General features: G+C 59.8%; 30 protein-coding genes and 1 tRNA gene. 8 read left to right on the plus strand and 23 right to left on the minus strand.

Annotated features, from left to right (window positions below; translation table 11 throughout):
* Both AC1Q9F_RS26810 and AC1Q9F_RS26815 read left to right on the plus strand, forming a co-directional pair.
* Nucleotides 1-990: RHS repeat domain-containing protein (locus AC1Q9F_RS26810; RefSeq protein WP_492621305.1), on the plus strand; the 990-nt coding region annotated here is incomplete at its 5' end.
* On the plus strand, nt 987-1,412 hold the full coding sequence (locus AC1Q9F_RS26815; RefSeq protein WP_492621306.1) for a DUF6896 domain-containing protein: 426 nt from the start codon (nt 987-989) through the stop codon (nt 1,410-1,412). The genes AC1Q9F_RS26810 and AC1Q9F_RS26815, both read left to right, overlap by 4 nt.
* A gap of 32 nt (nt 1,413-1,444) precedes the next feature.
* Here the strand turns inward: AC1Q9F_RS26815 and AC1Q9F_RS26820 are convergent, their stop codons facing one another.
* From AC1Q9F_RS26820 to AC1Q9F_RS26835, 4 genes are all read right to left on the minus strand, one after another.
* The gene (locus AC1Q9F_RS26820) at nt 1,445-1,609 is read right to left on the minus strand and encodes a hypothetical protein (protein ID WP_007952178.1); all 165 of its coding nucleotides are present in this window, start codon (nt 1,607-1,609) and stop codon (nt 1,445-1,447) included.
* A gap of 123 nt (nt 1,610-1,732) precedes the next feature.
* Nucleotides 1,733-2,155, minus strand: a complete 423-nt coding sequence (locus AC1Q9F_RS26825) for a glycine zipper domain-containing protein (RefSeq protein ID WP_085609058.1) — start codon at nt 2,153-2,155, stop codon at nt 1,733-1,735.
* A gap of 137 nt (nt 2,156-2,292) precedes the next feature.
* Nucleotides 2,293-2,661 (minus strand): glycine zipper domain-containing protein, encoded by a 369-nt coding sequence (locus tag AC1Q9F_RS26830; RefSeq protein ID WP_039769955.1) that lies wholly within the window; start codon nt 2,659-2,661, stop codon nt 2,293-2,295.
* Nucleotides 2,662-2,971: 310 nt separating this feature from the next.
* Nucleotides 2,972-3,160 (minus strand): hypothetical protein, encoded by a 189-nt coding sequence (locus AC1Q9F_RS26835; protein ID WP_273902046.1) that lies wholly within the window; start codon nt 3,158-3,160, stop codon nt 2,972-2,974.
* A gap of 242 nt (nt 3,161-3,402) precedes the next feature.
* Here AC1Q9F_RS26835 and AC1Q9F_RS26840 point away from each other — a divergent pair, with 242 nt between their 5' ends.
* Nucleotides 3,403-3,681, plus strand: a complete 279-nt coding sequence (locus AC1Q9F_RS26840; RefSeq protein WP_492621307.1) for a hypothetical protein — start codon at nt 3,403-3,405, stop codon at nt 3,679-3,681.
* Between the two features lie 52 nt (nt 3,682-3,733).
* On the opposite strand, the gene AC1Q9F_RS26845 is transcribed toward AC1Q9F_RS26840, so the two are convergent.
* Both AC1Q9F_RS26845 and AC1Q9F_RS26850 read right to left on the minus strand, forming a co-directional pair.
* Nucleotides 3,734-4,054, minus strand: coding sequence for a YbjQ family protein (locus AC1Q9F_RS26845; protein ID WP_207985506.1), 321 nt, complete (start codon nt 4,052-4,054; stop codon nt 3,734-3,736).
* Between the two features lie 154 nt (nt 4,055-4,208).
* Nucleotides 4,209-4,298, minus strand: a tRNA-Ser gene (locus AC1Q9F_RS26850).
* A 307-nt stretch (nt 4,299-4,605) separates the two neighbouring features.
* Here AC1Q9F_RS26850 and AC1Q9F_RS26855 point away from each other — a divergent pair.
* The 3 genes from AC1Q9F_RS26855 to AC1Q9F_RS26865 all read left to right on the plus strand — a co-directional run bounded on the left by AC1Q9F_RS26855 (nt 4,606) and on the right by AC1Q9F_RS26865 (nt 7,340).
* Nucleotides 4,606-5,295, plus strand: a complete 690-nt coding sequence (locus tag AC1Q9F_RS26855; RefSeq protein WP_085732367.1) for a crotonase/enoyl-CoA hydratase family protein — start codon at nt 4,606-4,608, stop codon at nt 5,293-5,295.
* Nucleotides 5,296-5,511: 216 nt separating this feature from the next.
* Nucleotides 5,512-6,234 carry a 1-acylglycerol-3-phosphate O-acyltransferase gene (locus tag AC1Q9F_RS26860; protein ID WP_179692160.1) on the plus strand — a complete coding sequence of 241 codons (723 nt, stop codon included), beginning with the start codon at nt 5,512-5,514 and terminating at the stop codon, nt 6,232-6,234.
* A 134-nt stretch (nt 6,235-6,368) separates the two neighbouring features.
* Nucleotides 6,369-7,340: a magnesium and cobalt transport protein CorA gene (locus AC1Q9F_RS26865; RefSeq protein ID WP_207985505.1), complete on the plus strand. Its 972-nt coding sequence runs from the start codon at nt 6,369-6,371 to the stop codon at nt 7,338-7,340.
* Between the two features lie 39 nt (nt 7,341-7,379).
* Here the strand turns inward: AC1Q9F_RS26865 and AC1Q9F_RS26870 are convergent, their stop codons facing one another.
* The 3 genes from AC1Q9F_RS26870 to AC1Q9F_RS26880 all read right to left on the minus strand — a co-directional run bounded on the left by AC1Q9F_RS26870 (nt 7,380) and on the right by AC1Q9F_RS26880 (nt 11,566).
* A complete protein-coding gene (locus AC1Q9F_RS26870) occupies nt 7,380-8,102 on the minus strand; it encodes an amidotransferase (protein ID WP_007959955.1) in 723 nt (240 codons plus the stop codon).
* Between the two features lie 96 nt (nt 8,103-8,198).
* Nucleotides 8,199-10,343, minus strand: coding sequence for a 3-hydroxyacyl-CoA dehydrogenase NAD-binding domain-containing protein (locus AC1Q9F_RS26875; protein WP_492621308.1), 2,145 nt, complete (start codon nt 10,341-10,343; stop codon nt 8,199-8,201).
* 17 nt (nt 10,344-10,360) lie between these two features.
* Nucleotides 10,361-11,566 (minus strand): acetyl-CoA C-acetyltransferase, encoded by a 1,206-nt coding sequence (locus AC1Q9F_RS26880; RefSeq protein ID WP_221532960.1) that lies wholly within the window; start codon nt 11,564-11,566, stop codon nt 10,361-10,363.
* Nucleotides 11,567-12,190: 624 nt separating this feature from the next.
* On the opposite strand from AC1Q9F_RS26880, the gene AC1Q9F_RS26885 reads away from it, so the two are divergent.
* A complete protein-coding gene (locus tag AC1Q9F_RS26885) occupies nt 12,191-12,976 on the plus strand; it encodes a c-type cytochrome (protein WP_492621329.1) in 786 nt (261 codons plus the stop codon).
* A 14-nt stretch (nt 12,977-12,990) separates the two neighbouring features.
* Here AC1Q9F_RS26885 and AC1Q9F_RS26890 read toward each other — a convergent pair whose 3' ends face one another.
* From AC1Q9F_RS26890 to AC1Q9F_RS26935, 10 genes are all read right to left on the minus strand, one after another.
* A complete protein-coding gene (locus AC1Q9F_RS26890) occupies nt 12,991-13,800 on the minus strand; it encodes a transglutaminase family protein (protein ID WP_007959971.1) in 810 nt (269 codons plus the stop codon).
* Nucleotides 13,797-14,747: an alpha-E domain-containing protein gene (locus AC1Q9F_RS26895; RefSeq protein ID WP_007959974.1), complete on the minus strand. Its 951-nt coding sequence runs from the start codon at nt 14,745-14,747 to the stop codon at nt 13,797-13,799. The genes AC1Q9F_RS26890 and AC1Q9F_RS26895 overlap by 4 nt, the downstream gene beginning before the upstream one ends.
* A 12-nt stretch (nt 14,748-14,759) precedes the next feature.
* The gene (locus tag AC1Q9F_RS26900) at nt 14,760-16,169 is read right to left on the minus strand and encodes a circularly permuted type 2 ATP-grasp protein (RefSeq protein ID WP_085690507.1); all 1,410 of its coding nucleotides are present in this window, start codon (nt 16,167-16,169) and stop codon (nt 14,760-14,762) included.
* A gap of 478 nt (nt 16,170-16,647) precedes the next feature.
* Entirely contained in the window at nt 16,648-16,995 is a 348-nt protein-coding gene (locus AC1Q9F_RS26905; protein ID WP_007959978.1) for a ribonuclease E inhibitor RraB, read from the minus strand.
* A 210-nt stretch (nt 16,996-17,205) separates the two neighbouring features.
* Nucleotides 17,206-17,439, minus strand: a complete 234-nt coding sequence (locus tag AC1Q9F_RS26910; RefSeq protein ID WP_007959980.1) for a hypothetical protein — start codon at nt 17,437-17,439, stop codon at nt 17,206-17,208.
* A gap of 156 nt (nt 17,440-17,595) precedes the next feature.
* The gene (speE, locus tag AC1Q9F_RS26915) at nt 17,596-18,471 is read right to left on the minus strand and encodes a polyamine aminopropyltransferase (RefSeq protein WP_007959983.1); all 876 of its coding nucleotides are present in this window, start codon (nt 18,469-18,471) and stop codon (nt 17,596-17,598) included.
* A gap of 134 nt (nt 18,472-18,605) precedes the next feature.
* A complete protein-coding gene (locus AC1Q9F_RS26920; protein WP_007959984.1) occupies nt 18,606-18,797 on the minus strand; it encodes a PLDc N-terminal domain-containing protein in 192 nt (63 codons plus the stop codon).
* Nucleotides 18,798-18,868: 71 nt separating this feature from the next.
* Nucleotides 18,869-19,399: a hypothetical protein gene (locus AC1Q9F_RS26925; RefSeq protein ID WP_492621309.1), complete on the minus strand. Its 531-nt coding sequence runs from the start codon at nt 19,397-19,399 to the stop codon at nt 18,869-18,871.
* 90 nt (nt 19,400-19,489) lie between these two features.
* Nucleotides 19,490-20,008: an ankyrin repeat domain-containing protein gene (locus AC1Q9F_RS26930; protein WP_085608799.1), complete on the minus strand. Its 519-nt coding sequence runs from the start codon at nt 20,006-20,008 to the stop codon at nt 19,490-19,492.
* Nucleotides 20,009-20,105: 97 nt separating this feature from the next.
* Complete coding sequence (locus AC1Q9F_RS26935) at nt 20,106-21,944, minus strand: long-chain-acyl-CoA synthetase (RefSeq protein WP_492621310.1); 1,839 nt, start codon at nt 21,942-21,944, stop codon at nt 20,106-20,108.
* Nucleotides 21,945-22,332: 388 nt separating this feature from the next.
* Between AC1Q9F_RS26935 and AC1Q9F_RS26940 the strand changes: the two genes are divergently transcribed.
* Nucleotides 22,333-22,611: a DUF3509 domain-containing protein gene (locus AC1Q9F_RS26940; protein ID WP_007959992.1), complete on the plus strand. Its 279-nt coding sequence runs from the start codon at nt 22,333-22,335 to the stop codon at nt 22,609-22,611.
* Nucleotides 22,612-22,687: 76 nt separating this feature from the next.
* Here the strand turns inward: AC1Q9F_RS26940 and mtnC are convergent, their stop codons facing one another.
* From mtnC to AC1Q9F_RS26960, 4 genes are all read right to left on the minus strand, one after another.
* The gene (mtnC, locus tag AC1Q9F_RS26945) at nt 22,688-23,371 is read right to left on the minus strand and encodes an acireductone synthase (RefSeq protein WP_492621311.1); all 684 of its coding nucleotides are present in this window, start codon (nt 23,369-23,371) and stop codon (nt 22,688-22,690) included.
* A 4-nt stretch (nt 23,372-23,375) separates the two neighbouring features.
* The gene (locus AC1Q9F_RS26950; protein WP_007959995.1) at nt 23,376-23,921 is read right to left on the minus strand and encodes a 1,2-dihydroxy-3-keto-5-methylthiopentene dioxygenase; all 546 of its coding nucleotides are present in this window, start codon (nt 23,919-23,921) and stop codon (nt 23,376-23,378) included.
* 93 nt (nt 23,922-24,014) lie between these two features.
* Nucleotides 24,015-24,641, minus strand: coding sequence for a methylthioribulose 1-phosphate dehydratase (locus AC1Q9F_RS26955; protein WP_085710648.1), 627 nt, complete (start codon nt 24,639-24,641; stop codon nt 24,015-24,017).
* Complete coding sequence (locus tag AC1Q9F_RS26960; RefSeq protein WP_492621312.1) at nt 24,638-25,783, minus strand: MFS transporter; 1,146 nt, start codon at nt 25,781-25,783, stop codon at nt 24,638-24,640. Before AC1Q9F_RS26960 ends, AC1Q9F_RS26955 begins: the two co-directional genes overlap by 4 nt.
* Between the last annotated feature and the right edge of the window lie 16 nt (nt 25,784-25,799).

The raw sequence follows: 25,799 nt of genomic DNA on the forward strand, positions 1-25,799 counted from the left end.
GACAGCCAGCACCGCCTGATCGGCCTGACCCGCCCCGACGGCAGCAGCGCCACCTACCAATACGACGCCTTCGGCCGGCGCATCCGCAAAACCGTCGAGGGCCAGACCACCGAGTTCTTCTGGCAAGGCGACCACCTGATCGCCGAAAGCAGCCCGACGCAGCACCGCAGCTTCATCTACGAACCCGGCACCTTCCGCCCACTGGCGATGCTCGACGGCAAAGGCCCGAAACGCGCCTGCCCGTTCTACTACCAGCTCGACCACCTCGGCACCCCGCAGGAGCTGACCGACTACAGCGGCGACATCGTCTGGTCCGCCAAATACAGCGCATACGGCAAGGTCACCTCGCTGGAGCTGGCGACCGAGGACTACCTGAACCAGCCGCTGCGCTTTCAGGGGCAGTACTTCGATGATGAAAGCGGGCTGCATTACAACCGGCACCGGTATTACGACCCGGACGTGGGCCGGTACCTGACGCCGGATCCGGTGAAGCTGGCGGGTGGGCTGAATCAGTACCGGTATGTGCCGAATCCGACGGGTTGGGTGGATCCGTTGGGGTTGACGTCCAATTGTCCGCCGCCGAATAAGCCGGGATGTCCGGTGTCGGACAACGTTAGTGGAAGTATGGCAATCGAGGGCAACCCACCGTTGCCTATCGTTAATCACAGTGTTGACCCAAAATCTTTGAAGCGGACGCATGCGATTTCAGGAAAAACCTCAACTAAAGAAGTCGAGAAAATGGTGAATACAATGCGAGGCACAGGCTACGACAATCGATACCCCATAGACGTAGCGGAGCACCAAGGCGAACTCTACATTTTGGATGGCCACCACCGCGCCGCCGCCGCTAGACAAACCTCCACCAACGTCAGTATTAAGCTAATAACAAATATTAGAGAGCACCACGGCACTCTAAACACCATTGAAGAGGTGTTGGAGTCAGCACAAAGTATCGGGAACGACAGACTAGAGCACCGTAGAAGAAAATGACCAGACCTGAAATCACACTTGAAGATCTGATAACCGACTTCCTATCTAAAGTAGATATCGGCACGAAGCTATTAGAGGAAAAATTCGGCACCCGCAATATTCTGAGACTATGGCGTTCCAAACAAATAGAACGATGCGGAGAAATAAAGGATGGCGTTCAGTATGAGCTCCACGGCATTGGGTGCTTCATAATTTTCGCCACAGAGTCCGTGAATTTTGACTACGGGTCAGGCGATAGAGTTGATGGATTTGATATTTGGCGCCTCTACTCGTATGCCACCGACCGACCCTTGAGATACAAAAAGTACTGTGACAAACAAACTCTCGAAAACGAGTTTAGAGAATATTTGTCCTCAAAAAAAATAGAAAAAATGTCTCCAGTGGATGATCTGTATGTCCTAACAAATACTAACCAAACTTAATAAAAACGTGGGTGCGACAAGCACGCACCCATTCACTCATCATCATCAAAATCCTCATACTCAAGCTCCTCCTCACCCTCCAAAAGCGGAACCGTCGCATCATCCATCAACGACCCCGGATCTTCATTCCCCGGATCATTGATAAACGGCAATCCGCTCGGGCCTTTTTCTTCCTTGCCTTCGGTTTCGGGAGTCATGGCGCACCTCGTCAATCGCATTCGTATAGAACGTTCGAAAAGTATGGTCGCCATTCGTTCCTGCGCATGACGCGCAGGCAGAAAAAACCCGGCATAAAGCCGGGCTTTCGTAGAACCGGTCACTCAACGATGACGGTTCTTGTGTTTGTTCTTGTGCTTGTGGCCGCCCCCGGAGTGCGACTTGCCGCCATCGTCACCCAGGTTATTGCCGACCGCACCACCCGCTGCGCCGCCCAATCCTGCGCCGATAGTCGAACCGGTGGAGCCGCCGAGGCTGTTGCCGACCACGGACCCGCCTGCGGCGCCGAGGCCACCGCCAATGGCGGCTTCCGTGCGATTGCGTTTGTTCGCGCCGACGGCGCTGCCAGCTGCACCGCCAACACCAGCACCCACCGCAGCACCGGTGCTGCCACCGAGCTGGCCGCCGACCACATTGCCCAACGCGCCACCCAATCCGCCACCCACTGCAGCCGTGCCGTCACCGGCGGCCATCGCGCCTTGGGCCACGAGCAATCCCAAAACCAATGCGGATAATGTCAATCGCATACAGACCTCACAGGTCCCGAGTCGGGACGGTACGCCCGCGGAGGGGGCTATGTGGCATTGGAGGCGTATCCGGGAAAAACGTTCAGCAACGAAAAGGCCCGGCATAAAACCGGGCCTTTTCAGTCACGCGTTGGCAATCAGTGACGCTTGTGACCCTTGGACAGATTGCTGCCCACTGCGCCACCGGCTGCGCCGCCCAAGCCAGCACCGATGGTGGCGCCAGTTTTGCCGCCCAGGCTGTTGCCGATCACCGAACCACCTGCCGCGCCGACGCCACCACCGATGGCCGCTTTGGTACGAGCACCTTTCTTGGCAGCCAATGCGCTACCGGCCGCGCCAGCTACACCAGCACCAATCGCTGCACCGGTGCTGCCGCCCATTTTCTGGCCAACCACGTTACCCAGCGCGCCGCCCAGACCGCCACCCAGTGCGGCGGTACCGTCGCCAGCCATTGCACCTTGAGCAACCAGAAGCCCCAGAACCAGAGCAGGCAGAGTTAAACGCATGACGAAAACCTCAACAGAAGGGATAAAAAAAGGGCGCAGATTGAATGCTCTTGCCGCGGCAATGTCCAGCATCGCAGCGCACTTGGCGCCGATTGGACAGCGAATACGGAAAAGGTTTTATGGCAGGCAAAAAAAAGCCCGCTGGGGAGACGGGCTGGAGACTTGCTTTCTAACGGATGGCTTCACCCTACTCAGGCGGGTGTGAAAAGTTTGTGAAAGAAACCAGACGAATCCGCAATTTCTGTAGGACGCTTCTCAAAAAATAGAAACAAAAAACCCCGCTCAATGGCGGGGCTCTATGGCATCCGGATTACTTCCTGGAACGTGTCGTCACCCTGGGCAGAAATTTTGCTTTAGGCCCCTTGGGTGCTGCCGACTTGATCTTGCCGGTCTGCACCGGATCCTCGCCAAACCCGGCCTGATACTCCGTCTGGCCACAGCGCACGCAATTGTTGAATGGAAATTCAGCCCCGTCGTCTTCGATGTACGGATCAGTCATCTCTTCACCCCTTTTCAAATGCGGGCCGACACCGGCAAACCCTTTTGCCTGAAAAAATATCGACCTCCAAGGCTTTTGAGACTAGCCGGTCATTCCTGGACTTGTGATTCATATCACCCGAAGCCCGACGAATGGCTTACGGAAATTAAACACAACGACGAACCGTTGGTCCCGCACCACTAAAGATTCCCGGCTACCAGCCGCTGCCCTTTTTCCTGCGCAATGAATCTCAAGGAGAGAACATGGAAATCAAAGGATTCCCGACACTGCCCGTTGTAAAGCTCACGGACGAACAGATCGCCGCCGGCAAAGCAGGGGCGGAGAAACTCAAGGAAAAGATCGCTTCGGGTGAAATCGTCATCAAGCAGCCGACCGGACCGAGTCCGTTGCAGCCTGGCGTCATCTACCATCCAGACCCGGTTCAGCCAGTTCAACCAGGCAATACTCCGCCACTCGTCGCGATCGACACCCCACTGACCTACGACTCGAAAGGCACCATCCTGCTCAAACCGCAGGGCTGACTGTCAGTAACGAGCCCATTCCGTTGAATGGGCTCACAAGCGGAAACAATGCTCAGCGCAACTTGACCGCCGTACCGGTCGCAAACACCACAACCATGCCACCCTTCCCTGCCGGCATGCTGATCTCGAAATCCACCCCGACCACCGCATCCGCCTGCAAGGCCCGCGCGCGCTCCCTGATCTCGTCAGTCGCCTGAACACGCGCCTCCTTCAACGCCCGCTCCAGCGTCTGCGAACGCCCACCGAAAAAGTCCCGCATACCGGCGAACATATCGCGAATCACATTCACGCCCTGCACCGACTCGGCACTGACGATGTCCAGATACGCCGTAATCTGCCGGCCTTCGATGGATTGGGTGGTGGAAATGATCATGGAGGTCGTCCTTTTACATGCCGGATAAAACCGCGATTGTAATGCCCTGGCAAAAGGAAGCCGAACCGATCTCTGTGACCAAAAAAATCCGGACGCCAGAATGCACAAAACCCCTGGCTTCTTTCGAAACCAAGGGTTTTGTTTACATCGAATTTGGCGGTGAAGGAGAGATTCGAACTCTCGATACAGTTTCCTGTATACACACTTTCCAGGCGTGCTCCTTAAGCCACTCGGACACTTCACCGTATCTCTTCAAACATGTTCTGTCTGTCGAGGCGCGCTAATGTAGTCGAAAGCTTTTCTGATGGCAAACTTTTTTTCAGAATTTTCATGCGGTTAAGAGAAAAAGTCGCTTCAGCAGTCGATGGGCCATGGCAATCCGGCCAATCTCGGGTGGGCGCAGCCCTTCTATATAGATGCGCAGGCGTCAGGCGCGGGGCGTGTTGCAGCGCATCTGCCGGTAAACGGTGACTGGCGGGTCAGTCACAGTGCTTTACCTGACCGGCGACGGTGGGTAACGTCTGCCCATCTTTCTTATAAGGAATTGCGCCATGAGCGACCTGATTGCCTACCACCTCGAAGACGGTATCGCGACCCTGACCCTGAGCAACGGCAAGGTCAACGCCATTTCCCCGGACGTGATCGCGGCCTTCAACGCGGCGCTGGATCAGGCGGTGGCGGATCGCGCCATTGTGATCATCACCGGTCAGCCGGGCATTCTCTCTGGCGGCTACGATCTGAAAGTGATGACCGCCGGCCCTAAAGAAGCCGTGTCGCTGGTGACTGCCGGTTCTACCTTGGCCCGTCGCCTATTGTCGCACCCGTTCCCGGTGATCGTTGCTTGCCCGGGACATGCCGTGGCCAAGGGCGCGTTCATTCTGTTGTCCGCCGACTATCGGATCGGTGTCGACGGCCCGTTCAGCATTGGTCTGAACGAAGTGCAGATCGGCATGACCATGCACCACGCCGGCATCGAGCTGGCTCGTGATCGTCTGCGTCGCTCGGCGTTTCATCGCTCGGTGATCAACGGCGAAATGTTTGATCCGCAAAGTGCTGTGGATGCCGGTTTCCTCGACAAGGTTGTTTCGGCCGAAGAGCTGCAAGGTGCCGCTCTCGCCGCTGCACGTCAGTTGAAGAAGATCAACATGACCGCGCACAAGAACACCAAGTTGAAAGTGCGCAAAGCGCTGCTGGAAACCCTGGACAACGCGATCATTCAGGATCAGGAACACCTGGGCTGACCCCCGGCTCATACCGATTCAGAAAAGCCCGACCGTCGTGTCGGGCTTTTTATTACGCGGCCTGTTGAAAACTCCGCAGCAGCTCTAGGACGCCTCTGACCAACAAGTCGGAAACATGCGCTTAAACATCGCCCATCTCCGGACTCTATAGCGGCAATTGCCGAAAACAGTGCACATCCGTACACTGCGCCACCTTTTGTCCCGATGGGCCTGAAAATGCTGTTTGTGTTTCGTATGTTATTGATGGGCCTGCACTTTATTCTGGCGGGGATCCTCGGAGTGATCCTCGGGCTGTGCCGGCCATTCAACCCGGACAACAGTCGTCTGTGTGCTCGTCTCTATGCATTGCCAGCGATGTGCATTTTGCGTCTGCGAGTGAAGGCCGAAGTCGGCCCGTTGATGAACAAACCCGACAGCTGCGTGATCATCGCCAACCATCAGTCCAACTACGACCTGTTCGTGTTCGGCAACGTGGTGCCGCGTCGGACGGTGTGCATCGGCAAAAAGAGCCTGAAGTGGGTGCCGCTGTTCGGACAGTTGTTCTGGCTGGCGGGCAATGTGTTGATCGATCGTGGGAACGCGCACAAGGCGCGCCAGTCGATGCTGACGACCACCGACACCTTGCAGCATAAAGACACCTCGATCTGGGTGTTCCCGGAAGGCACCCGCAACCTGGGTGAAGAATTGCTGCCGTTCAAGAAGGGCGCGTTCCAGATGGCCATTGCCGCCGGGGTGCCGATCGTTCCGGTGTGTGTCAGCAGCTACATCAAGCACATGCGCCTGAACCGCTGGCACAGCGGGAAAATTCTCATACGCTCGCTGCCGGCAATTCCTACCGCCGGCCTGACCATGGACGACATGCCCATGCTCATCACCCAATGCCGCGAGCAGATGCGCGAGTGCATCGATGCGATGGATCGGCAGCTGCAAGCCGCGTGAAAAAGAAGCCCGACCTGTGCGGGTTTTCTTTTGCCCGGTGAACTGTGCAGATTTCACTGACTCTCAAGCAGCGACACGGCTAAGCTGAAGCCATGTCTCCCCTGCCATCTGCCAAGAAGAAGTGAATCACCACCATGGGTCGAGTTGTTGCTGCTGCGGTTTACAGCGCCGGTAAGAAAGTCACCAATATTTCCCTCGACGAAGGCGCGGCCTGGGCCGCCAAGACCGGCCACTTCGTCTGGATCGGCCTCGAAGAGCCGAATGCCCAGGAACTCTCCAACCTGCAACGCCAGTTCAACCTGCACGAACTGGCCATCGAAGACGCCCTGGAAAAGCACAGCCGGCCGAAGTTGGAAACCTTTGGCGACGCGCTGTTCATCGTCACCTACTCGCCGGTGCGCGAACACGGGATTCTGCAGTTCATCGAAACCCACATCTTTGCCGGCAAGGGCTACATCATCACTGCCCGCAACGGCCACTCGGCGTCCTACGCCCACGTCCGCCAACGCTGTGAGGCGCGACCGCTGTTGCTGGAGCACGGGGAAGATTTCGTACTGTATGCGCTGCTGGATTTCGTGATCGAAAACTATCAGCCGGTGGGCGAAGCGATTCACGCCGAGATCGATGAACTGGAACGCAACGTGTTGTGCAGCGCTTTGAATGAATACGACATCCAGAAGCTGCACGGCCTGCGTCGCGACGTCCTGCGCCTGCGCCGTTACGCCGCGCCGATGGTGGAAATCGGCGAGGAGCTGCAGAAGCTGAGCTTCCCCTTCATCGACAAGAACATGCGCCCGTACTTCCGCGATGTGCAGATCCATGTCACGCGGCAGATGGAAGATCTGACGACCCTGGCCGACATCGCCAGCCAGACCATCGAAATCGGCGTTCTGCTGGAGGCGTCACGCCAGAGCGTGGTGCAACGTAAATTCGCTGCATGGGCGGCGATTCTGGCGTTCCCGACGGCGGTGGCGGGGATCTATGGGATGAACTTCCAGAACATGCCGGAGCTGAGCTGGCACTACGGCTATTTCGGCGTACTGGGCTTTATCACGGTCGGCTGCGTGAGCCTGTGGGCGAGCTTCAAGAAATCGGGCTGGCTATAAGAAAAAACGCCCCCGTGCAAAACACGGGGGCGTCTACATTCAAGCGGCGGTCGGCTTGTGCGCCACGAAACGCATCATCCATTCCGCAACGGTGGTGCCGTGGTGCTGATGCTCCAGGCTGGCCACACCCTTGCTGTACACCTGCTCACCCAGCGCTTCCTGACGCAGATCCAGCAGCGCCCGCGAGTAGTCGTGAATGAATTCCGGATGCCCCTGGAAGCACAGCACCTGATCGTTGATGTGGTACGCGGCGAACGGGCAGAAATCGCTGGAAGCAATCACTGTGGCGTTCTCCGGCAACGCCGTGACTTGATCCTGGTGACTGATCAACAAAGTCAGCTCTTCACGCACCGGGCTCATCCACGGTGCCTTGGCCGCCAGTTTGTAATTGTGAATGCCGACGCCCCAACCCTGTGTAGCACGCTCGCTCTTGCCACCCAGCAGCAGCGCCAGCAGTTGATGGCCAAAGCACACGCCGAGCAGTTTGTCGCCGCGCTCATAGCGGGTCAGCAGGTATTGCTTGAGGGTCTGGATCCACGGGTCGGTGCCGAACGAGTCGGCCTTGCTGCCGGTGACCAAATACGCATCAAAGGTCAGGTCATCACTCGGATAATCGCCCTGCATCACGTTGTACACCGTGAACTCGGCGGCGATCGGCTGTTGCGAGAACAGGCGCTGGAACATCTGCCCGTAACCCTGATATTCATCGACCAGTTCCGGACGCAGGATGTCGGTTTCCAGAATGCAGATGCGTAGCGACATAAAAAATACCTGACACGTGATGGGAATAATGCACACCCCAGAGCCTGCCTTGAAACCATCCGGCAAGGCAAGCCCCGAAATGCGTCCCCGCCCCCGTTAGAACAACTCGCCTTTCGCGGCTTTTTCCAGCAGCAGCGCAGGCGGCGCGAAACGCTCGCCGTACTGCTCCGCCAGGTACTGCGCCCGGGCGACAAAGTCCTTCACGCCATATTGGTTGATGAACTGCAACGCGCCGCCCGTCCAGGCCGCGAATCCGATGCCGAAAATCGAGCCGACGTTGGCGTCCGCAGTCGACGTCAGCACGCCCTCTTCCACGCAACGCACGGTTTCGATGGCCTGCACGAACAGCAACCGGTCACGCACATCTTTCGGCGAAATCTGCCCGTCGGCTTTCTCGAAACGGGTTTTCAGCTCGGGCCACAGATGTTTCTGCCCACCCGCCGGGTACTCATAAAAACCGCCTCCCGCTGCTTTGCCCGGCCGCTTGTATTCGTTGAGCAGCAAGTCAATCACGGCGAACGCCGGGTGCTCAATCAGCGGTTTCCCTTCTGCTTGAAGGTCTTTGGCCGTTTGCTGACGGATATGGCTCATCAGGCTGAGGGAAACTTCGTCGGAGATCGCCAGAGGTCCGACAGGCATGCCGGCCTTGCGCGCTTCGGTCTCGATCATCGGCGCGCTGACGCCCTCACCCAGCATCGCAATGCCTTCATTGGTAAAGGTGCCGAACACCCGCGAAGTGAAGAAGCCGCGACTGTCGTTGACCACAATCGGAGTTTTCTTGATTTGCAGTACGAAATCGAACCCGCGTGCGAGGGTTTCGTCGCTGGTTTGCGCGCCCTTGATGATTTCCACCAGCGGCATCTTTTCCACCGGGCTGAAGAAGTGCAGGCCGATGAACTTGCTTTGATCCGGTACTGCGGTCGCCAAGCCAGTGATTGGCAAGGTCGATGTGTTGGAAGCAATCACAGCGTCGGCGCCAACCACCTGTTGCGCTGCTGCCGAGACCTTGGCCTTGAGTTGACGATCCTCGAACACCGCCTCGATGATCAGATCGCAACCTGCCAGATCGGTATCGCTTTCGGTCGGGTGAATACGCGCCAGCACCGCTTCACGCTGCTGCGCAGACATTTGCCCGCGAGCGACTTTCTTGTCCAGCAGCGCCGCCGAATGCGCCTTGCCCTTTTCCGCGGCAGCAAGGTTGATGTCCTTGAGCACCACGTCGATCCCGGCCGATGCGCTGACATAGGCGATCCCGGCGCCCATCATGCCTGCGCCGAGTACGCCCACACGCTTCGTCACATAAGGTGCAAAACCCTGCGGCCGCGAACCGCCGGCATTGATTTCATTGAGCTGGAACCAGAAGGTGCCGATCAGGTTTTTCGAGATCTGGCCGGTGGTCAGCTCGGTGAAGTAGCGGGTTTCGATCAGGTGCGCCGTGTCGAAATCCACCTGCGCGCCTTCCACCGCCGCGCACAGAATCTTCTCCGGCGCCGGCAACGTGCCCTGGGTTTTGGTGCGCAGGATCGACGGCGCAATCGCCAGCATCTGCGCGACTTTCGGATTGGATGGCGTGCCGCCGGGAATCTGATAACCCTTCACATCCCAACGCTGCACGGCCGCAGGATTGGCCAGAACCCAGGCCCGTGCCTTGGACAGCAATTCATCGCGATCTGCCGCCAGCTCATCGATCAAACCTGCCTGCAACGCCTGCTGCGGACGGACTTTCTTGCCTTCGAGCAGATACGGCAAAGCCTTTTCGATGCCAAGCATGCGCACCATCCGCACCACGCCACCACCGCCCGGCAACAGGCCGAGAGTCACTTCCGGCAAACCGAGTTGCACCGACGCATCGTCCAGCGCCACGCGGTGGTGACAGGCCAGGCAGATTTCCCAGCCGCCGCCGAGCGCCGCGCCGTTGATCGCCGCGACCACCGGTTTGCCGAGGGTTTCCAGGGTGCGCAACTGGCCCTTGAGGGTCAGCACCATGTCGTAGAAAGCCTTGGCTTCAGGCTTGCCGACTTTGATCAGTTCATTCAGGTCGCCGCCGGCGAAGAAGGTTTTCTTGGCCGAGGTGATGATCACCCCGGCGATGTCCTCTTTTTCCGCCTGCAAACGGGCGACGCTTTCGGCCATGGCCTCGCGGTACACCGCGTTCATGGTGTTGGCGCTCTGGCCCGGCATGTCGATGGTCAGGAGGACGATGCCGTCCTGGCCTTTTTCGTAACGAATGGCTTGGGTCATGACAGGATTCCTTGGGGTCAGAGGCGTTCGATGATGGTGGCGATGCCCATGCCGCCGCCGACGCACAGCGTCGCGAGGCCGTAACGCAGGCGTCGGGCTTCCAGTTCATCGAGCAAGGTGCCGAGGATCGCGCAACCGGTGGCGCCCAACGGATGGCCCATGGCGATCGAGCCGCCATTGACGTTGACCTTGTCCGGGTCGACGGCCATGTCCTTGATGAATTTGAGCACCACCGAGGCGAACGCCTCGTTGACCTCGAACAGGTCAATGTCCTCCACCCGCAGCCCGGCCTTGGCCAGCGCCTTGCGAGTGGCCGGCGCCGGGCCGGTGAGCATGATGGTCGGATCGGTGCTGGTGACCGCCGTGGCGACAATCCGCGCCCGGGGTTGCAGGCCCAACGCACGCCCCTTGGCTTCGGAGCCGATCAACATCAGCGCCGCACCGTCGACGATCCCCGAACTGTTGCCCGGCGTGTGCACATGATTGATTCGCTCGACATGGCTGTAGACCCGCAATGCCGTGGCGTCGAAACCCATCTGGCCGATCATCTCGAAACTCGGCTTGAGCTTGCCCAGACCTTCGAGGGTTGACTCGGCGCGAATGAACTCATCGTGATCGAGCAGGATGATGCCGTTCTGGTCCTGCACCGGCACCAGCGACTTGCTGAACGAGCCGTCGGCCCGGGCGCGAGCGGCTTTCTGCTGCGAGTGCAGCGCGTAGGCATCGACGTCCTGACGGCTGAAACCTTCAAGGGTGGCGATCAGGTCGGCGCCGACGCCTTGTGGTGTGAAGTGGCTGTGCAAATTGGTCTGCGGATCCAGCGCCCAGGCGCCGCCGTCGCTGCCCATCGGTACGCGGGACATGGATTCGACGCCACCAACCACCACCAGGTCTTCGAAACCGGAGCGCACTTTCATCGCCCCCAGGTTCACCGCTTCCAGCCCCGAGGCGCAGAAGCGGTTGATCTGCACGCCCGCGACGCTGACGTCCCAATCGGCCACCTGCACAGCGGTCTTGGCGATGTCCGAGCCCTGATCGCCAATCGGCGTGACGCAACCGAGCACCACGTCATCGACCTGGCTGGTGTCCAGCGCCGTACGTGCCTGCAAAGCGGTCAGCAGCCCTGCCACCAGGTTCACCGGTTTGACGCTGTGCAGCGATCCGTCGGCCTTGCCCTTGCCGCGGGGCGTGCGTAACGCGTCGAAAATCAAAGCTTGGGTCATGACGTCCTCGAACCTGTGCGGTGAGTGAAATTCGTGTTGTCACTGTTGTCTTCGCGGGCCACGGATTCAATGACCACAGCGCTCAATGACGTTGACGCGCACGCTCAGACGGACGGTCATCCGTGGCTTGATTAACCGGTTCAGGTGCGCGAGCTGTCTAGCAAACGGGCGGCAAAGAAGCTGGCAATGGGCCTCATGCCTTTTTAATCGCGACAGGTAGCAAATACATACGAAATGGATCTAAGCGAAGCGTGACGCGGGCCCTAAGGTGAAGATGTACGTCGTTGTCGTCGGGTTTTGCCGAGACAGGCGTTCGCTACAGGAAGTGCAGCGCTTGCCGTCATGGATATGCAGGCAGGTATCAGGAAATAACAAAAAAGGCGGTCAAGCCATGTTCAAACAACCGAAAGTACGGCAAGCAGGGCTCATTCTTTTCGCCACGACGCTGTTGTTGATTCTGCCGAACCTGACCAAGGTCATTGGCTGATTCAAGCGGCAGGTATTGTTTATCGCCACTGAAAATGTGACTGGCCCGCTACCCGGGCCAGCGTGGCTGTGCCAACCTTTGCGCACTTCCACGACACGGACGGCGATCACTTGAAAACGCTCATTCTGTTCGGGGCCATGCTGCTGAGCATGCCCCTGTCTGCCGCGCAGCTGAATCTGGAGCTGGGCGCGAACAGCCGCACCTGGCAGACCGAGGAGTTGCTCAAGCATCCTCAGGTACAAACCCTCACGGTCAAGAATGATGTGTCCTACAAGAAGGACATGACTTATCGCGCCGTACCGATGGCCGCGCTGCTGACCGGCATCAAACCCGAAGATCACCTGCAAGCCGTAGCGCTGGATGGTTTTGCCGCAGAGCTGTCCGCCGCGCCTCTACTGAACAACAAGGGTTCACGCTCCTGGCTGGCTATCGAAGATCCGGCGCAGCCCTGGCCGCCGCTGTCGGAAGGCAAGCACAGCGCCGGGCCGTTCTATCTGGTGTGGACCGATCCGCAGGCCGGCAATATCAGCCCGGAACAATGGCCGTTCGAAGTGGCGAGCATCAAGCGCATGGCGCTGGTGGCCGAGCGCTTCCCTGCGCTGCTGCCGGATCCTGCGTTGAAGGCCGATGACCCGGTGAATCAGGGTTTTGCGCTGTTCCAAAAGAACTGTCTGGCCTGCCACCGCCTGAATGGCGCGGGCGATGCGCAGTTCGGGCCGGACCTGAACATTCCATACAACCCGACCGAGTACTTCGGCGCGGACTTCCTCAAGCGCTACATCCGCGATCCGCAGAGCCTGCGCCAGTGGCCGCAGGCGAAGATGCCGGGGTTTACCGCCGAGGTGTTGCCGGATGCGGATCTGCAGAAACTGATCGGGTATTTGCAGCACATGGCCGGGCGCAAGGTCGCGCCCGCCAAGTAAACCGACAACTTCGTTTACTGCTGCTGCACCGAGATGATTGGCGCTGGTGTCGGCGACACCAGCACTTTCGCGTGCATCTGCTCTGAACCGCCGCCCCGGCGCATGCCGCGCACCGGGCAGGCGTCGAGGTAGTCCAGACCCACCGCCAGTTTCAAATGCCGCTCGGGCCGGGCCAGCTCATTGGTCACGTCAAAGCTGTACCAGGCGTCATCGATCCAGGCTTCGGCCCAGGCGTGACTGGCCAGATGTTCGCAATCCTCGCTGTACAGATAACCCGACACATAGCGTGACGGCACCCCGAGGCTGCGCGCGCAGGCCAGAAACGCGTGAGCGTGATCCTGGCAAACACCCGCCCGCCCGGCAAACGCCTCGGCGGCGCTGGTGTCGACTTCGGTGGCGCCCGGTTTGTAAGTCATGTGCTGGTTAAGCCCATGCATCAGGTCGATCAGTGCATTGCGGTCGCGGCGCTGTTTGCAGGACTTCTCGGCAAACGCTCGCAGCGCCTCGTCAGCTTCGGTGAGCCGGGTGAAACGCAGGAACGGCAACGCCGACTGACTCTCGTGCTCCGCCTCGCGCAACTCGTCGATATCCACCTGCCCCCGGGCGCCGATTATGATCGCTTCATGGGGCTCGTCCATGGTCAGCACATGCAGGATGTTGCCGAACGGATCAAGCTGGGCGCGCACCGGGCGCGGCAGGTCGAGCTGCCAGCTCAGCACATGCTGACGCTCGCTGTCATGGGGCGTCAGGCGCAGGTACTGGATGCTCGCGCGCACCTGATCTTCGTAGTGATAGGTGGTCTCGTGGCTGATGGAAAGTCTCATGCGGCCTCCAGGTAGGAACTGTGAATGGCGTTGCCCAGCTGGCGCACCAGCGGGATGAATTCGGTAAGCCAGGCGTGCAGCCCTTCCTCGAGAATTTCTTGAATGCCGGTGTAGCGCAGGCGCGCGTCCATTTCCGCCGCCAGTCGTTGTGCAGGGCGACCGTTGGCCCCCGGCAGTTGCGCGAGAATCTGGTCAATCTCTTCGGTGCAGGCCCGCAGCGAACGCGGCACGTCGGCGCGCAATAGCAGCAGCTCGGCCACATGCCGGGCGCCGGGCGCATCGCGATAGATCTCGGTGTAGGCCTCGAACGATGACAGCGCCCGCAACAGCGCACTCCACTGATAATAGGCGTGAGCGGTGCCGTCGCTGACTGCTTCGGCCTGATCGCCGGCCATCTCGTAACGGGCATCAAGCAGGCGCAAGGTGTTGTCCGCCCGCTCGATGAACGTACCCAGTCGAATGAAACGAAACGCGTCGTTGCGCATGATGGTGCCGTAGGACGCGCCCCGGAATAGGTGCGAACGTTCCTTGATCCACTCGCAGAAGCGGCTCATGCCGTAGCGGCTAAGACCCTGATTGGCGATCCCGCGAATCTCCAGCCAGGTGGCGTTGATGTTCTCCCACATGTCGGCAGTGATTCGCCCGCGCACCGCATGAGCGCTGGCCCGCGCCGCGCCGAGGCAGCTGTAGATGCTTGCCGGGTTGGCCGCGTCGAGGGCGAAGAAATGCAGCAGTCGCTCGGCATGCAGCTCGCCGTGACGTTCCAGGTAATCGTCCAGCGTGCCGGTGATCAGCAGCGGCATCGCCAGTTCGTGCAGACCGTCGCCACGGCCGTCCTGCGGCATCAGCGACAGCGAATAGCTGACATCGAGCATCCGTGCGAGGTTTTCCGCCCGCTCCAGGTAACGCGACATCCAGTACAGATCCGAGGCAGTTCTACTTAACATGGCAGGCTTCCTTCAATCCTCGACCACCCAGGTGTCCTTGGTTCCGCCGCCCTGGGATGAATTCACCACCAGAGAGCCTTCACGCAGGGCGACACGGGTCAAACCGCCGGGCACGACCCGGGTTTCGCGGCCGGACAATACGAACGGGCGCAGGTCGATATGGCGCGGCGCAATGCCGTTTTCGACAAAGGTCGGACAGGTCGACAGCGACAGCGTCGGTTGCGCGATGTACGCGTGGGGCTTGGCCTTGATCCGCTCGCGGAACGCATCGATTTCCGCGGTTGTCGCCGCCGGCCCCACAAGCATTCCGTAACCGCCGGAGCCCTGGGTTTCCTTGACCACCAGATCCGGAAGATTGGCCAGTACATGGGAAAGTTCAGACGGATTGCGGCATTGCCAGGTCGGCACGTTCTTCAGGATCGGCTCTTCGTCGAGGTAGAAACGGATCATCTCGGTGACGAATGGATACACCGATTTGTCGTCCGCCACGCCGGTGCCGATCGCATTGGCCAGCACCACGTTGCCGGAGCGATACGACGACAGCAGCCCCGGCACGCCGAGCATCGAATCCGGGCGGAAGGCCAGCGGATCGAGGAACGCGTCGTCGAGCCGGCGGTAGATCACGTCCACCGCTTTCGGGCCGTCAGTGGTGCGCATGAAGACTTTGTCGTCACGCACAAACAGATCCGCGCCTTCAACCAGTTCCACGCCCATTTCCCGGGCGAGAAACGCATGCTCGAAAAACGCGCTGTTGAACCGTCCCGGTGTCAGCACCACCACACTTGGGTCGTCGATGGGGCTAGAGCTTTTCAGGGTGTCGAGCAACAGGTTCGGGTAATGGTCGATCGGGGCGATTCGCTGGGCCGCGAACAGTTCGGGGAACAGGCGCATCATCATCTTGCGATCTTCGAGCATGTAGCTCACGCCGCTCGGCGTGCGCAGGTTGTCCTCGAGCACGTAATACGTGCCGTCGCCGTCGCGCACCAGATCGACGCCGGAGATGTGCGAATAGATATCGCGGTGCAGATCCAGCCCCTGCATCGCCAACTGGTATTGCTCGTTGGCCAGCACCTGTTCGGCGGGAATGATCCCGGCCTTGATGATGCGCTGCTCGTGGTAAAGGTCGGCGAGGAACATGTTCAACGCCTTGACCCGCTGGATGCAGCCGCGCTCGACGATCCGCCACTCGCTGGCGGGAATGCTGCGCGGAATGGTGTCGAAGGGAATCAGGCGTTCTGTCCCTTGCTCGTCCCCGTAGAGCGTGAAAGTGATCCCGGCACGATGGAACAGCAGATCGGCCTCGCGTCGCCGCTGGGCCAGCAGTTCGTCAGGCGTTTCGGCCAGCCAGCGGGCAAACTCCCGGTAATGCGGGCGGACCTGGCCGCCGGCATCGTACATTTCATCAAAATAGGTGCGGATCATGCCGTACTCCTTGTCACCCCGGACATACAGGCCTTCGCAAGGCCCGTGCCATCGGCATAAACGCTTTGATTTCAATCGGTTGGATATTCACGCCACATGCACCGCACCATTCCTGTGCGGCAAATGCCCCAACCTGATCGCCCCCGCTTCATTGCGACGCAGTCCCGTCGCCTATCACCAGCATAGTCAGAGTTGATTTCACTGCCCGCCGGCGGCTGCGGATAATCCGCGCATCCGCTGCAAAAACGTCGCTGACGAAGTACGCAGCTCCACTGATCCGGCTTGCCTCGGCAGCCCTCCCGGCCGTAACCCTGACCGGTTTCCTCTCCTTCCGGTCTTCCCTTTCAGCCACCTTTTCAGGTGGCTTTTTTTTGCGCCGGTTTCTTGTTTCAGGGTTTTGCCATGGGGCGTTCAGGGGGGCAGAAACGACAACGGCCGACCCGAAGGTCAGCCGTAGCTCGACATGTTGCGAGAGTGATCAGTTCAAACGGTGCCGGTTGCGGATCTCCTGTTTCACGCCCCAGCCTTCGATGATGCCGCCCAAGGGCTCGACCACCGCCGAAAAGCCCTGCTCGAAATCGCCAATGTCGTCGTAGGTTGCGTACATCACCTTGCTCAATTCCAGAGACCAGGCGCCGTCGTCGCGCGCACTGACCTGGGCATTGATGGATTCACCGCGAAATTTGCCTGCCGCCCTGCGCGCCCGCTCCTCGTCCGGGAAAATGGCGTAGAACTCGATGGGATGGAATCGGGAAAAATCGAAACCGCCTTCTTTCATGCGGCGCAGCACGCTGCTGCTGATGTCTTCTTGATAGGCTGTGCTCATGAATCGTCCCCCTCGCATAGATGGATAGACTTTCCGTATTCCCTGCACTGGCCCAAAGGGCCCGGGTGCTTACGGCAACCGCGTTGCCGGCGGGAAACAAGCATGTAGCTGACAAGACCAGACCTTAGCGATCCGTTCGCTGATCTCGCTTGCAGAGTAGCCCCAAGATAGAGCCGCTGCCAAGGTCTGGTAAGCAATGTAAAGGAAGATTCAGATTGGGGTGATGCTGCGGATTTCGATGCTGTTCTGGGTTTTCAGGCTTTTCACGCCGGCATCGGCGGTGCGCCCTTCCAGATCGTTCAGGTCAAGCTCGGCGGCGACTGGCAAGAGTCGTTCCTTGATGAGGCGTGCTGCCCGCTCATGGCTGGGGCATTCCTCGCACTCGAAGACTTCGTCGATCGTTTCACCATGATCGTCCACGAAAGTGACTTTCCACTTTGACATCGGAGCCTCCTCGATCAAACCCGCAAATGGGCTTACACCTATCTCGACTTTTGTCAGGATTGATCGTTCAAAAGGTTTACACCGATGCAACATGAAAAAAGCCGAGGCCGGTGTGTTTTCGCACACCGGCCTCGGCTTTTTCTTACCCGCGAACAATCAGTCGTTGCTTGGCTTGTTCACCGCTTGCAGCACGTATTGCGGCAAGGCGAAAGCACCGATGTGGATTTCCGGGTTGTAGTAGCGGGTGACGATGCCGCTGCCGATGAAGCGCTGTTGCAGCACCTCGCGGCTCAGCTTGCGGTAGGCCGGGTTGGTCGAGCCCCAGGCGAAGGTCATCGAACCGCCGATGTAGGTCGGCACGGCCGCCTGATAGAAGTGCCAGTCCGGGAACAAGCTGCGCAGGCGGCCGGCGGTGGTTTTCACTTCTTCGATCTGCATGAACGGCGTGCCGTTCTGGGTCACGAGGATGCCGCCCTCGTTCAGGCAGCGGTGGCAGGCCTGGTAGAAGTTTTCCGAGAACAGCACTTCGCCCGGGCCGATCGGGTCGGTGGAGTCGGAAATGATCACGTCGAACTTTTCGGTGGTAGTGGCGACGAAACGCATGCCGTCGTCGATTACCAGGTTCAGGCGTGGATCGTCGTAGGCGCCCTTGGAGTGGTTTGGCAGGAATTCCTTGCACATGTCGACCACGGTGCCGTCGATCTCGACCATGGTGATGTGCTCGACGCTGGCGTGTTTGGTCACTTCGCGCAGCATGCCGCCGTCGCCGCCGCCGATGATCAGCACGCGCTTGGCGGTGCCGTGGGCAAGGATCGGCACGTGGGTGAGCATTTCGTGGTAGATGAATTCATCGGCTTCGGTGGTCTGGATCACGCCGTCCAGCGCCATCACCCGGCCCATGCGCGGGTTCTGGAAAATCACCAGGTGCTGGTGCTCGGTGCGCACTTCGTGCAGCAGTTTTTCCATGCGAAAACGCTGGCCGTAGCCTTCGTAGAGGGTTTCCAGGTATTCGCTGGTCTTGGTGACGGTCATGGTGAAGTGCTCCGATGAATGCGCGGGCGCCAATCGTCAGGTTCGATTGCCCGGGAAAGGCGCGCATTCTACGTTGCCGAAGATGACAGGTCGAACCTCAGTTCATCGGCCCGACCCAATCAGGCTGCGAACGGTCAGATCCGCACATTGCCCCGCGGCCCGGCAATCGCCCAGATGATCAGGCCCAGCACCGGCAGGAGGATGATCAGCAGCACCCAGAGGATTTTCATCCCGGTCTCAGCGCCGCTTTTCAGCACATTGATGATCGCCCAGATGTCGAGCGCAAGAATGATCAGGCCGACCAGGCCGTTGAACGTGGAACCCATGGTGTCGCTCCAGAATAGTGGCATGCACTTTTAGGATAGACGGTCGCGCACAGGGTTCCCTTTTATTGCATTCAGACGTGAACGGCGACCTTCAGGGCTTCCAGCGACGGCGCGGCGGCAATGCCGACTTCGGCGCACAGTTCCAGCACGCGCGGCACGTCGTTGCCGTAGACCAGCACCACTTGCAACTCGTCGTCGAGCAACTGGCTGAAGTTCATCAGCATGTAACCGCCGTTTTCCTTGTTCAGGCTGCTCATCTGCACCTGGATGCGGTTGAGCGCGGTCAGCGCTTCGGTCTTGGCCAGTTGCTTGGGCTTGAGGTTGAAGTCGACGCCCGGGCCGAACGAAGCAACGATCTGCGCGAACAGGTCGGCGTAAGTATCCGCCTGGAACAGCACGGTCTCCGGCAGGCTGCCGACCACGACCCACTCGCCCAGCGGAATCGGGAAAGTGTCGTCGTAGTTGATGTCCGGGTTGGCGGTCAGAAAAGCGTCGGCATCGGCGTAGGCCTGTGCCGCTTCGTCAGCGACCTTCTGAATCTCGTCGTCGCCCATGCAGCCGGAGCTGATTTTGCTGATGAGTTCGGCGAGTGCGGCTTTCATGGGGGCGGATCCTGTGGCGAAGAGAATTTTGAGGGCGCGAAGGATAGCGCATTCTCGCCTTCGCCACAGAGCGGGTTCCGGCCAGCGGCTTCAGCCCAGCAGTTTTTCCAGCTGCGCGGTGGTGTCCACAGCGCCCATGGTGCGGGCCGCGTCCAGCGCGGTGATGCCGTTGGCGTCCTTGGCTTTCGGATCGGCGCCCTGGTCGATCAGGAAGTCGACGATTTCAACGCGGTTGAACATCGCCGCCATCATCAGCGCCGTGCGACCGTCGAACGAGGCGCCTTCGATCTGCGCGCCACCGGCAACCAATGCCTTGACCACCGCCAGGTCACCCTTGAACGCGGCGCCGGCAATCGGGCTCTGGCCGTTGCCGTTGCGTTGTTCCGGATCGGCCTTGTGCTTGAGCAGCACTTGCACCGCGTCCACGTGACCGTAGTAACTGGCGAGCATCAGCAGGGTGTCACCCTTGCTGTTGGTCAGGTTCACCGGCAGACCGGCAGTGATTAGGCGATCCAGCATCACCGCATCGCCCTCGCGCGCCTTGTTGAATACTTGCTCGGTGAATTCGGCAGCTTCTTCGGGGGTCATCTGGCGGCTTTGGTCGGACATGGGGCAACTCCACTTTCGGTCAATCGGAAAGCCGATAGTTTCCCGAGCGCGGCGATAGCTGTCATCCCCTTTTTTCAAAGACTGCCGATAGCCAATATCAATAACGGAACCTGCCTGCCCGGATGTCCGCAAGAATTTCATCCGTGACCTGCACGTAGGTTTCAGTCCCCGGCAGCCAAGCATAAATCGGGTCATCGCCCCTCTGGCCGGGGTCGAAGCCTTCGGTTTTCAGGCGGGTCTTCTGGTATTTGAAGGTGCCGGTGGTTTCCATTTTTACCTTGACCCGCAGGAACAGCGGCACCGCGTATGCCGGCATGCGCTGGCGGGCGAAGGCCAGCAGTTCGGCGAAATCCAGGGTCGCCAAAGACTCGGCTGGGGTGATCGCCGCCATCCCGGCGCGGCCATTGGTGTTGGGGATTTCCACGCCATAGGCCACGGCTTCTGAAATGTGCGGATGCTGGAGCAGCAGATTTTCGACCTCGGTGGTCGAGACGTTCTCGCCCTTCCAGCGGTAGGTGTCGCCGAGGCGGTCGACAAACTGTGCGTGGCCGAAACCGATGTTGCGCAGCAGATCGCCGGTGTTGAAGAAGCGGTCGCCCTTGGTGAACACGTCCAGCAATACAACCTTGGCGGTTTTCTGCGGATCGGTGTAGCCGTCCAGCGGCGCCTTGTCGTCGATCCGCGCCAGCAGCAGGCCTCGCTCGCCCCGACCGACCTTGCGCATGAATCCGTCAGTGCCACGAATCGGTTCGCCGCTGTCCTGGTCGTAGGCAACCAGCTCCCAGGCCATCAGCGAAAAACCGATGGTGTTGTCGAAATTGAGGATGTTGGTGAAGCCGATATTGCCGTCGCTGGCCGCGTACAGCTCACAGATGTGATCCACGCCGAAGCGGGTCTTGAACTCGGCCCACGCGCCGGGCCGCAGACCGTTGCCGATCATCTTGCGCACATCGTGACGGCTGTCGTCGGCGCTGAGCGGCTGATCCACCAGATAGCGGCACAACTCGCCGACGTAACCGATGGTGGTTGCGCGATAGCGGCGCACATCGCTCCAGAACTGCCGGGCGCTGAACTTGCGGCGAATCGCGAAACCCGACGCGCCATTGACCGCCGAACCCCAGCACACGCAAAGCCCGGTGGCGTGGTACAGCGGCAAGGTGCAATAGACGATGTCGTCCGGGCGCATGTCGAGGGCGATCATGCCGAAGCTCGCCGAACTGCGCATCCAGCGGCCGTGCTTGAACACCCCGGCTTTCGGCAAACCGGTGGTGCCGGAGGTGTAGATATAGAAACAGGGATCGTCGAAGAAAATCTGCCGGCTGCTGGCCGGGTTGTCGCCCGGGGCGTCGGCACTGGCGCTGATCAGGTTGATGTAGCCCTCGGGCGCGATGCCCGGATGGCTGAAGGTATCCTGATCGGCGACGAACCAGGCGCGCGCTGCCGGGATCGACACTTGCTCGCGCACCGCCGCAAACGCCGGCAGCAATTCTTCACCGACGACAATCGCCGCCGGTGTCACCAGATTGATGCTGTGGATCAGCGTATCGCGGGTCTGCGAGGTATTGAGCAGCGCGCTGACGGCGCCGACTTTGGCCAGCGCCAAAATCGTCACCAGCAGTTCCGGGCGGTTCTCGATGAACACCGCCACCACATCGCCCTTGCCGATCCCTTGCCCGATCAAATAGTGGGCGATGCGATTGGCCCACTGGTTGACCTGTGAATAACTCAGCACCACCTCGCCCGACAGCAGCGCGGGGCCTTCGGGATTGCGCAGGGTCGCTTGCTCGAACGTCCAGCCCAGGCCACAGGTTTGGGTCGGATCCTTGACGTTGGCCACCTTCATGCCTTTCACCACCCGAGGGATGGCTTTGGCAATCATCGGCAGTTTGCGGAGCATCATGCTCCAGGTAATCGTGTCGCTCGGCGCTTGGCGCATGGCAGCTCCCGTTCGACCTTGACGTGCAGGCCGGATTTTTATTGTCGGGCAATCGGGTGAGGCAACCGGCGCTTCTCAAGCGAGGGTCGAGGCCGAAAATACGTCAGGGCTTCGCGGGCTGTACACGCGGTTTTTGCAATGTTTTGTATCCGCCAGCGCTACAAGGCGAAGCGGGATTGCGGCTCGCTGGAATGGTTCCATCGGATCGACAACGATCCCGCAAAATGCAGGATGCACGATGGCCATTCATGCAGATTGCACGACGACCGAAAGATTCATAATTTATAACTTGTTGATTTATAACGATTTTTAAAAACAGAAATACTGGCACAATCGCTGCAACTCCCTACGCATGCTTGCCATTCAAGTGCATACGGAGCTGAAAGACATGAGCCTGATCCAAGAAAAATTTACCTCCCTGTTCTCCAACTTCAACGTCACCACTGCGCCACGTCCCGATGGCGGGATTCTTCTGACGCTGAAGAGTGCCGACGGCAAAGTGTTCAAACGTGCGCTGACCTATCAGCAATTGCATGCCGGCGACCAACTGTCGTGGGCAATCAGCGCGATCCGTCGTGATCTGGCGGAACAAGCCAGCGAGCTGCCGCAGATCGGCATGCTGCAAAGTCAGCAGCGTTTTGCCCTGCCAACCTATCACTCGATGTAATTCGAACACCGTATAAACAGACAGGCCGTGGAGCTTTCGCTTCACGGCCTGTTTTTTGCGCGTCGATTGTGTGAACTCAGAACGCTTCCGGTTCGATTCCGGTGAAGCTGTCGACGGTCACATGCCCTGCCAGCTCCCCGCCTTCACGGGCCAGGCCGCAGGTTTGCAGGCCGGCTGACTGGGCGGCGTCGAGTTCCTGGACGATGTCGGACAGGAACAGGATTTCCTGCGGTTCGACCCCGATGGCCTGCTGGATGTTGCTGTACGACTGCGCTTCGCGCTTGGGACCCGACGTGGTGTCGAAATAACCGCTGAACAGCGGCGTCAGATCCCCTGCTTCCGAGCAGCCGAAAATCAGCTTCTGCGCCTGGATCGAACCGGACGAATAAACGAACAGTTGATAACCGGCCTGATGCCAGCGCTGGAGCGCTTCAACGGCGTCCGGATAAACATGACCTTTCAACTGCCCGGCCTGATAACCCTGCTCCCAGACCATGCCTTGCAACGCTTTCAGCGGCGTGGCCTTGCGGTCTTCGGCGATCCACGCCAGCAGAATTTCCACGACCCGCTCGACGTCAGCCTGCGGTTCGTTGCTGTCGCGGCGCACGGCGTCCAGTTGCTCGGCAACGTCGGCACGCTGGGCGTTCTGGCGAACGAAGTCCGGCAGGTGTTTGGCGGCATATGGAAACAGCACGTCGAACACAAAACTCACCGCGCTGGTGGTGCCTTCGATGTCGGTAAGAATGACCTTGATCGACATCGGCTCAGTCCTCCAGACGCGGGAAGCGGCCGGCGATGTCTTCGCCGGTGAAGTTGGCGACCCAGCCTTCAGGGTTGTTGAACAGGCGGATCGCCACGAAATGCGGGTTCTCGCCCATGTCGAACCAGTGCTTGGTGCCGGCCGGCACCGAAATCAGGTCGTTCTTTTCGCACAACACCGCGTAGACGTAATCGTCGATGTGCAGGGTAAACAGGCCACGACCGGCGACGAAGAAACGCACTTCGTCTTCGCCATGGCGATGTTCTTCGAGGAACTTGGCGCGGAATTCGGCTTTTTGCGGGTGATCGCTGTTTAGGCTGATCACATCGACCGTGATGTAACCGCGCTCGGTCATCAGTTTGTCGATCTGCTCTTTATAGGCACCGATCACTTCTTCCTGGCTGGCGCCGGGCTGGATCTTCGCGGCGGCTTGCCAGCGGTCGAAGCGCACGCCCTGCTCTGCCAGGGTCGAGGCGATGTCTTCAAAATGGGTCAGCACCTTGTTCGGAATCTCGGGGCTGGAAACGTGATAGACGGACAGGCTGCTCATGGGGGCAATTCCTCGGTATCGGCCTTGCCGTCCGGTTCTTCGAGACCGGTCGGGCACTGCATTCATCAGGCAAATGGGCTGGTTCTGGTGAAGTCAGCCTTGGCGGTTCATGACGCTGCGGGTCTTCAACTCGCATTCAAACAAAAATTCAAAGGCCTCGATCTGGCGCAACGCGTCGCTCATCTGCGCGCCCCAGGTGTAGAGGCCGTGGCCGCGAATCAGATAACCGACGCAATCGGGATGGGCGTCGAGCCAAGGCTGCACTTTGGCGGCGAGGCGCGCAATGTCCTGATCGTTGTCGAAGATCGGCACGCGCACCCGGGACTCGTGGGTCGAGATGCCGCTGAAGGCTTTTTGCAGTTCGTAGTCTTCGAACTCGATGAAGTCTTCCGGCGTCAGGCGCGACAGCACCGTGGCGTTCACCGAGTGGGTGTGCAACACGGCGCCGATTTCCGGACGCCAGCTGTAGAGCTGGGTGTGCAGCAGGGTTTCGGCGGACGGCTTTTTGCCGGGCTCAAGACTGTTGCCGGACAGGTCGGTGGCGAGCACGTCGTCCAGGCCCAACTGGCCCTTGTGCTTGCCGGACACGGTCAGCAGCGCTTCGCTCGGCGACAGGCGCGTGGAGTAATTGCTGCTGGTGGCCGGCGACCAGCCGCGACCATAAAGAAAACGCCCGGCGTCGACAATTTGCTGGGCAAGCTGTTCACGGGTAAGGCTCATGGCCTGTCCTCTTGCATTCGAATGGCAATGATAACGGCAGCGGCGAGCGCTGCGAGACTGGCAATACTAAAGGTCAATGTCGCGCCGAGGGCATTCCAGCTGTAACCGGAATACAACGCGCCGAGCGCACCGCCGGTGCCGGCCAGCGCGGCATACAACGCCTGGCCCTGCCCTTGCTGGCGCGCGCCGAAGCTACGTTGCACGAACGCGATGGCAGCCGCATGAAAGCTGCCGAACGTCGCCGCGTGCAGCACCTGGGCAAACAACAGGACCCACAGGAACTCGGCGAACGAACCTAGCAGCAACCAGCGCAGCGCCGCCAGCAGAAAACTCGCCATTAGCACCCGCCGCAGGGAAAAACGCGCGAGGATCCGGCTCATGGCCATGAACAACAGCACTTCCGCCACCACGCCGACCGCCCAGAGCATGCCGATCACGCCACGGCTGTAGCCCAGTCGCTCAAGGTGCAGGGTCAAAAACGTGTAATACGGCCCGTGGCTCATCTGCATCAGCGCCACGCAACCGTAGAACGCCAGCACCCCGGGATTGCGCAACTGCTTGAGAAAGCCTTCGCCCGTCGGGCGGTTGCCCTGAGGCGGCTGAGCGTTAGGCACCCACAGACTGCTGAGGACGATGCCGGCCATGATCAACACCAGCGCCGCCGGGTAGATGTCGAGGCTGAGCCATTCGAACAGGCGACCGAGGGCGACCACGGTGATGATGAAACCGATCGAGCCCCACAGGCGGATCTGACTGTAGCGGGAGGTCTGGCCCTGCAAATGCGCGAGGGTGATGACTTCGAACTGCGGAAGCACCGCGTGCCAGAAGAACGCATGCAACGCCATGACCATCGCCAGCCAGGCGTAGGTCTTGCTGACGAAAATCAATGAGAACGTCAGCAGCGTACACACCGCGCCGAAGCGCACGATGGCCAGGCGTCTGCCGGTGTAATCGCCGAGCCAGCCCCAGATGTTTGGCGCCACGCAGCGCATCAGCATCGGAATCGCCACCAGCTCGCCGATGCGTGCCGCACTGAATCCGAGGTGATCGAAGTACAGCGCCAGAAACGGCGCCGTCGAACCGAGCAAGGCGAAATAGAACAGATAGAAACTGGACAGCCGCCAGTACGGGAGCGCCGCCACGGTCAGACCGCGGCGG

It is taken from the genome of Pseudomonas sp. GW823-FHT04A03 (genome assembly GCF_058796615.1).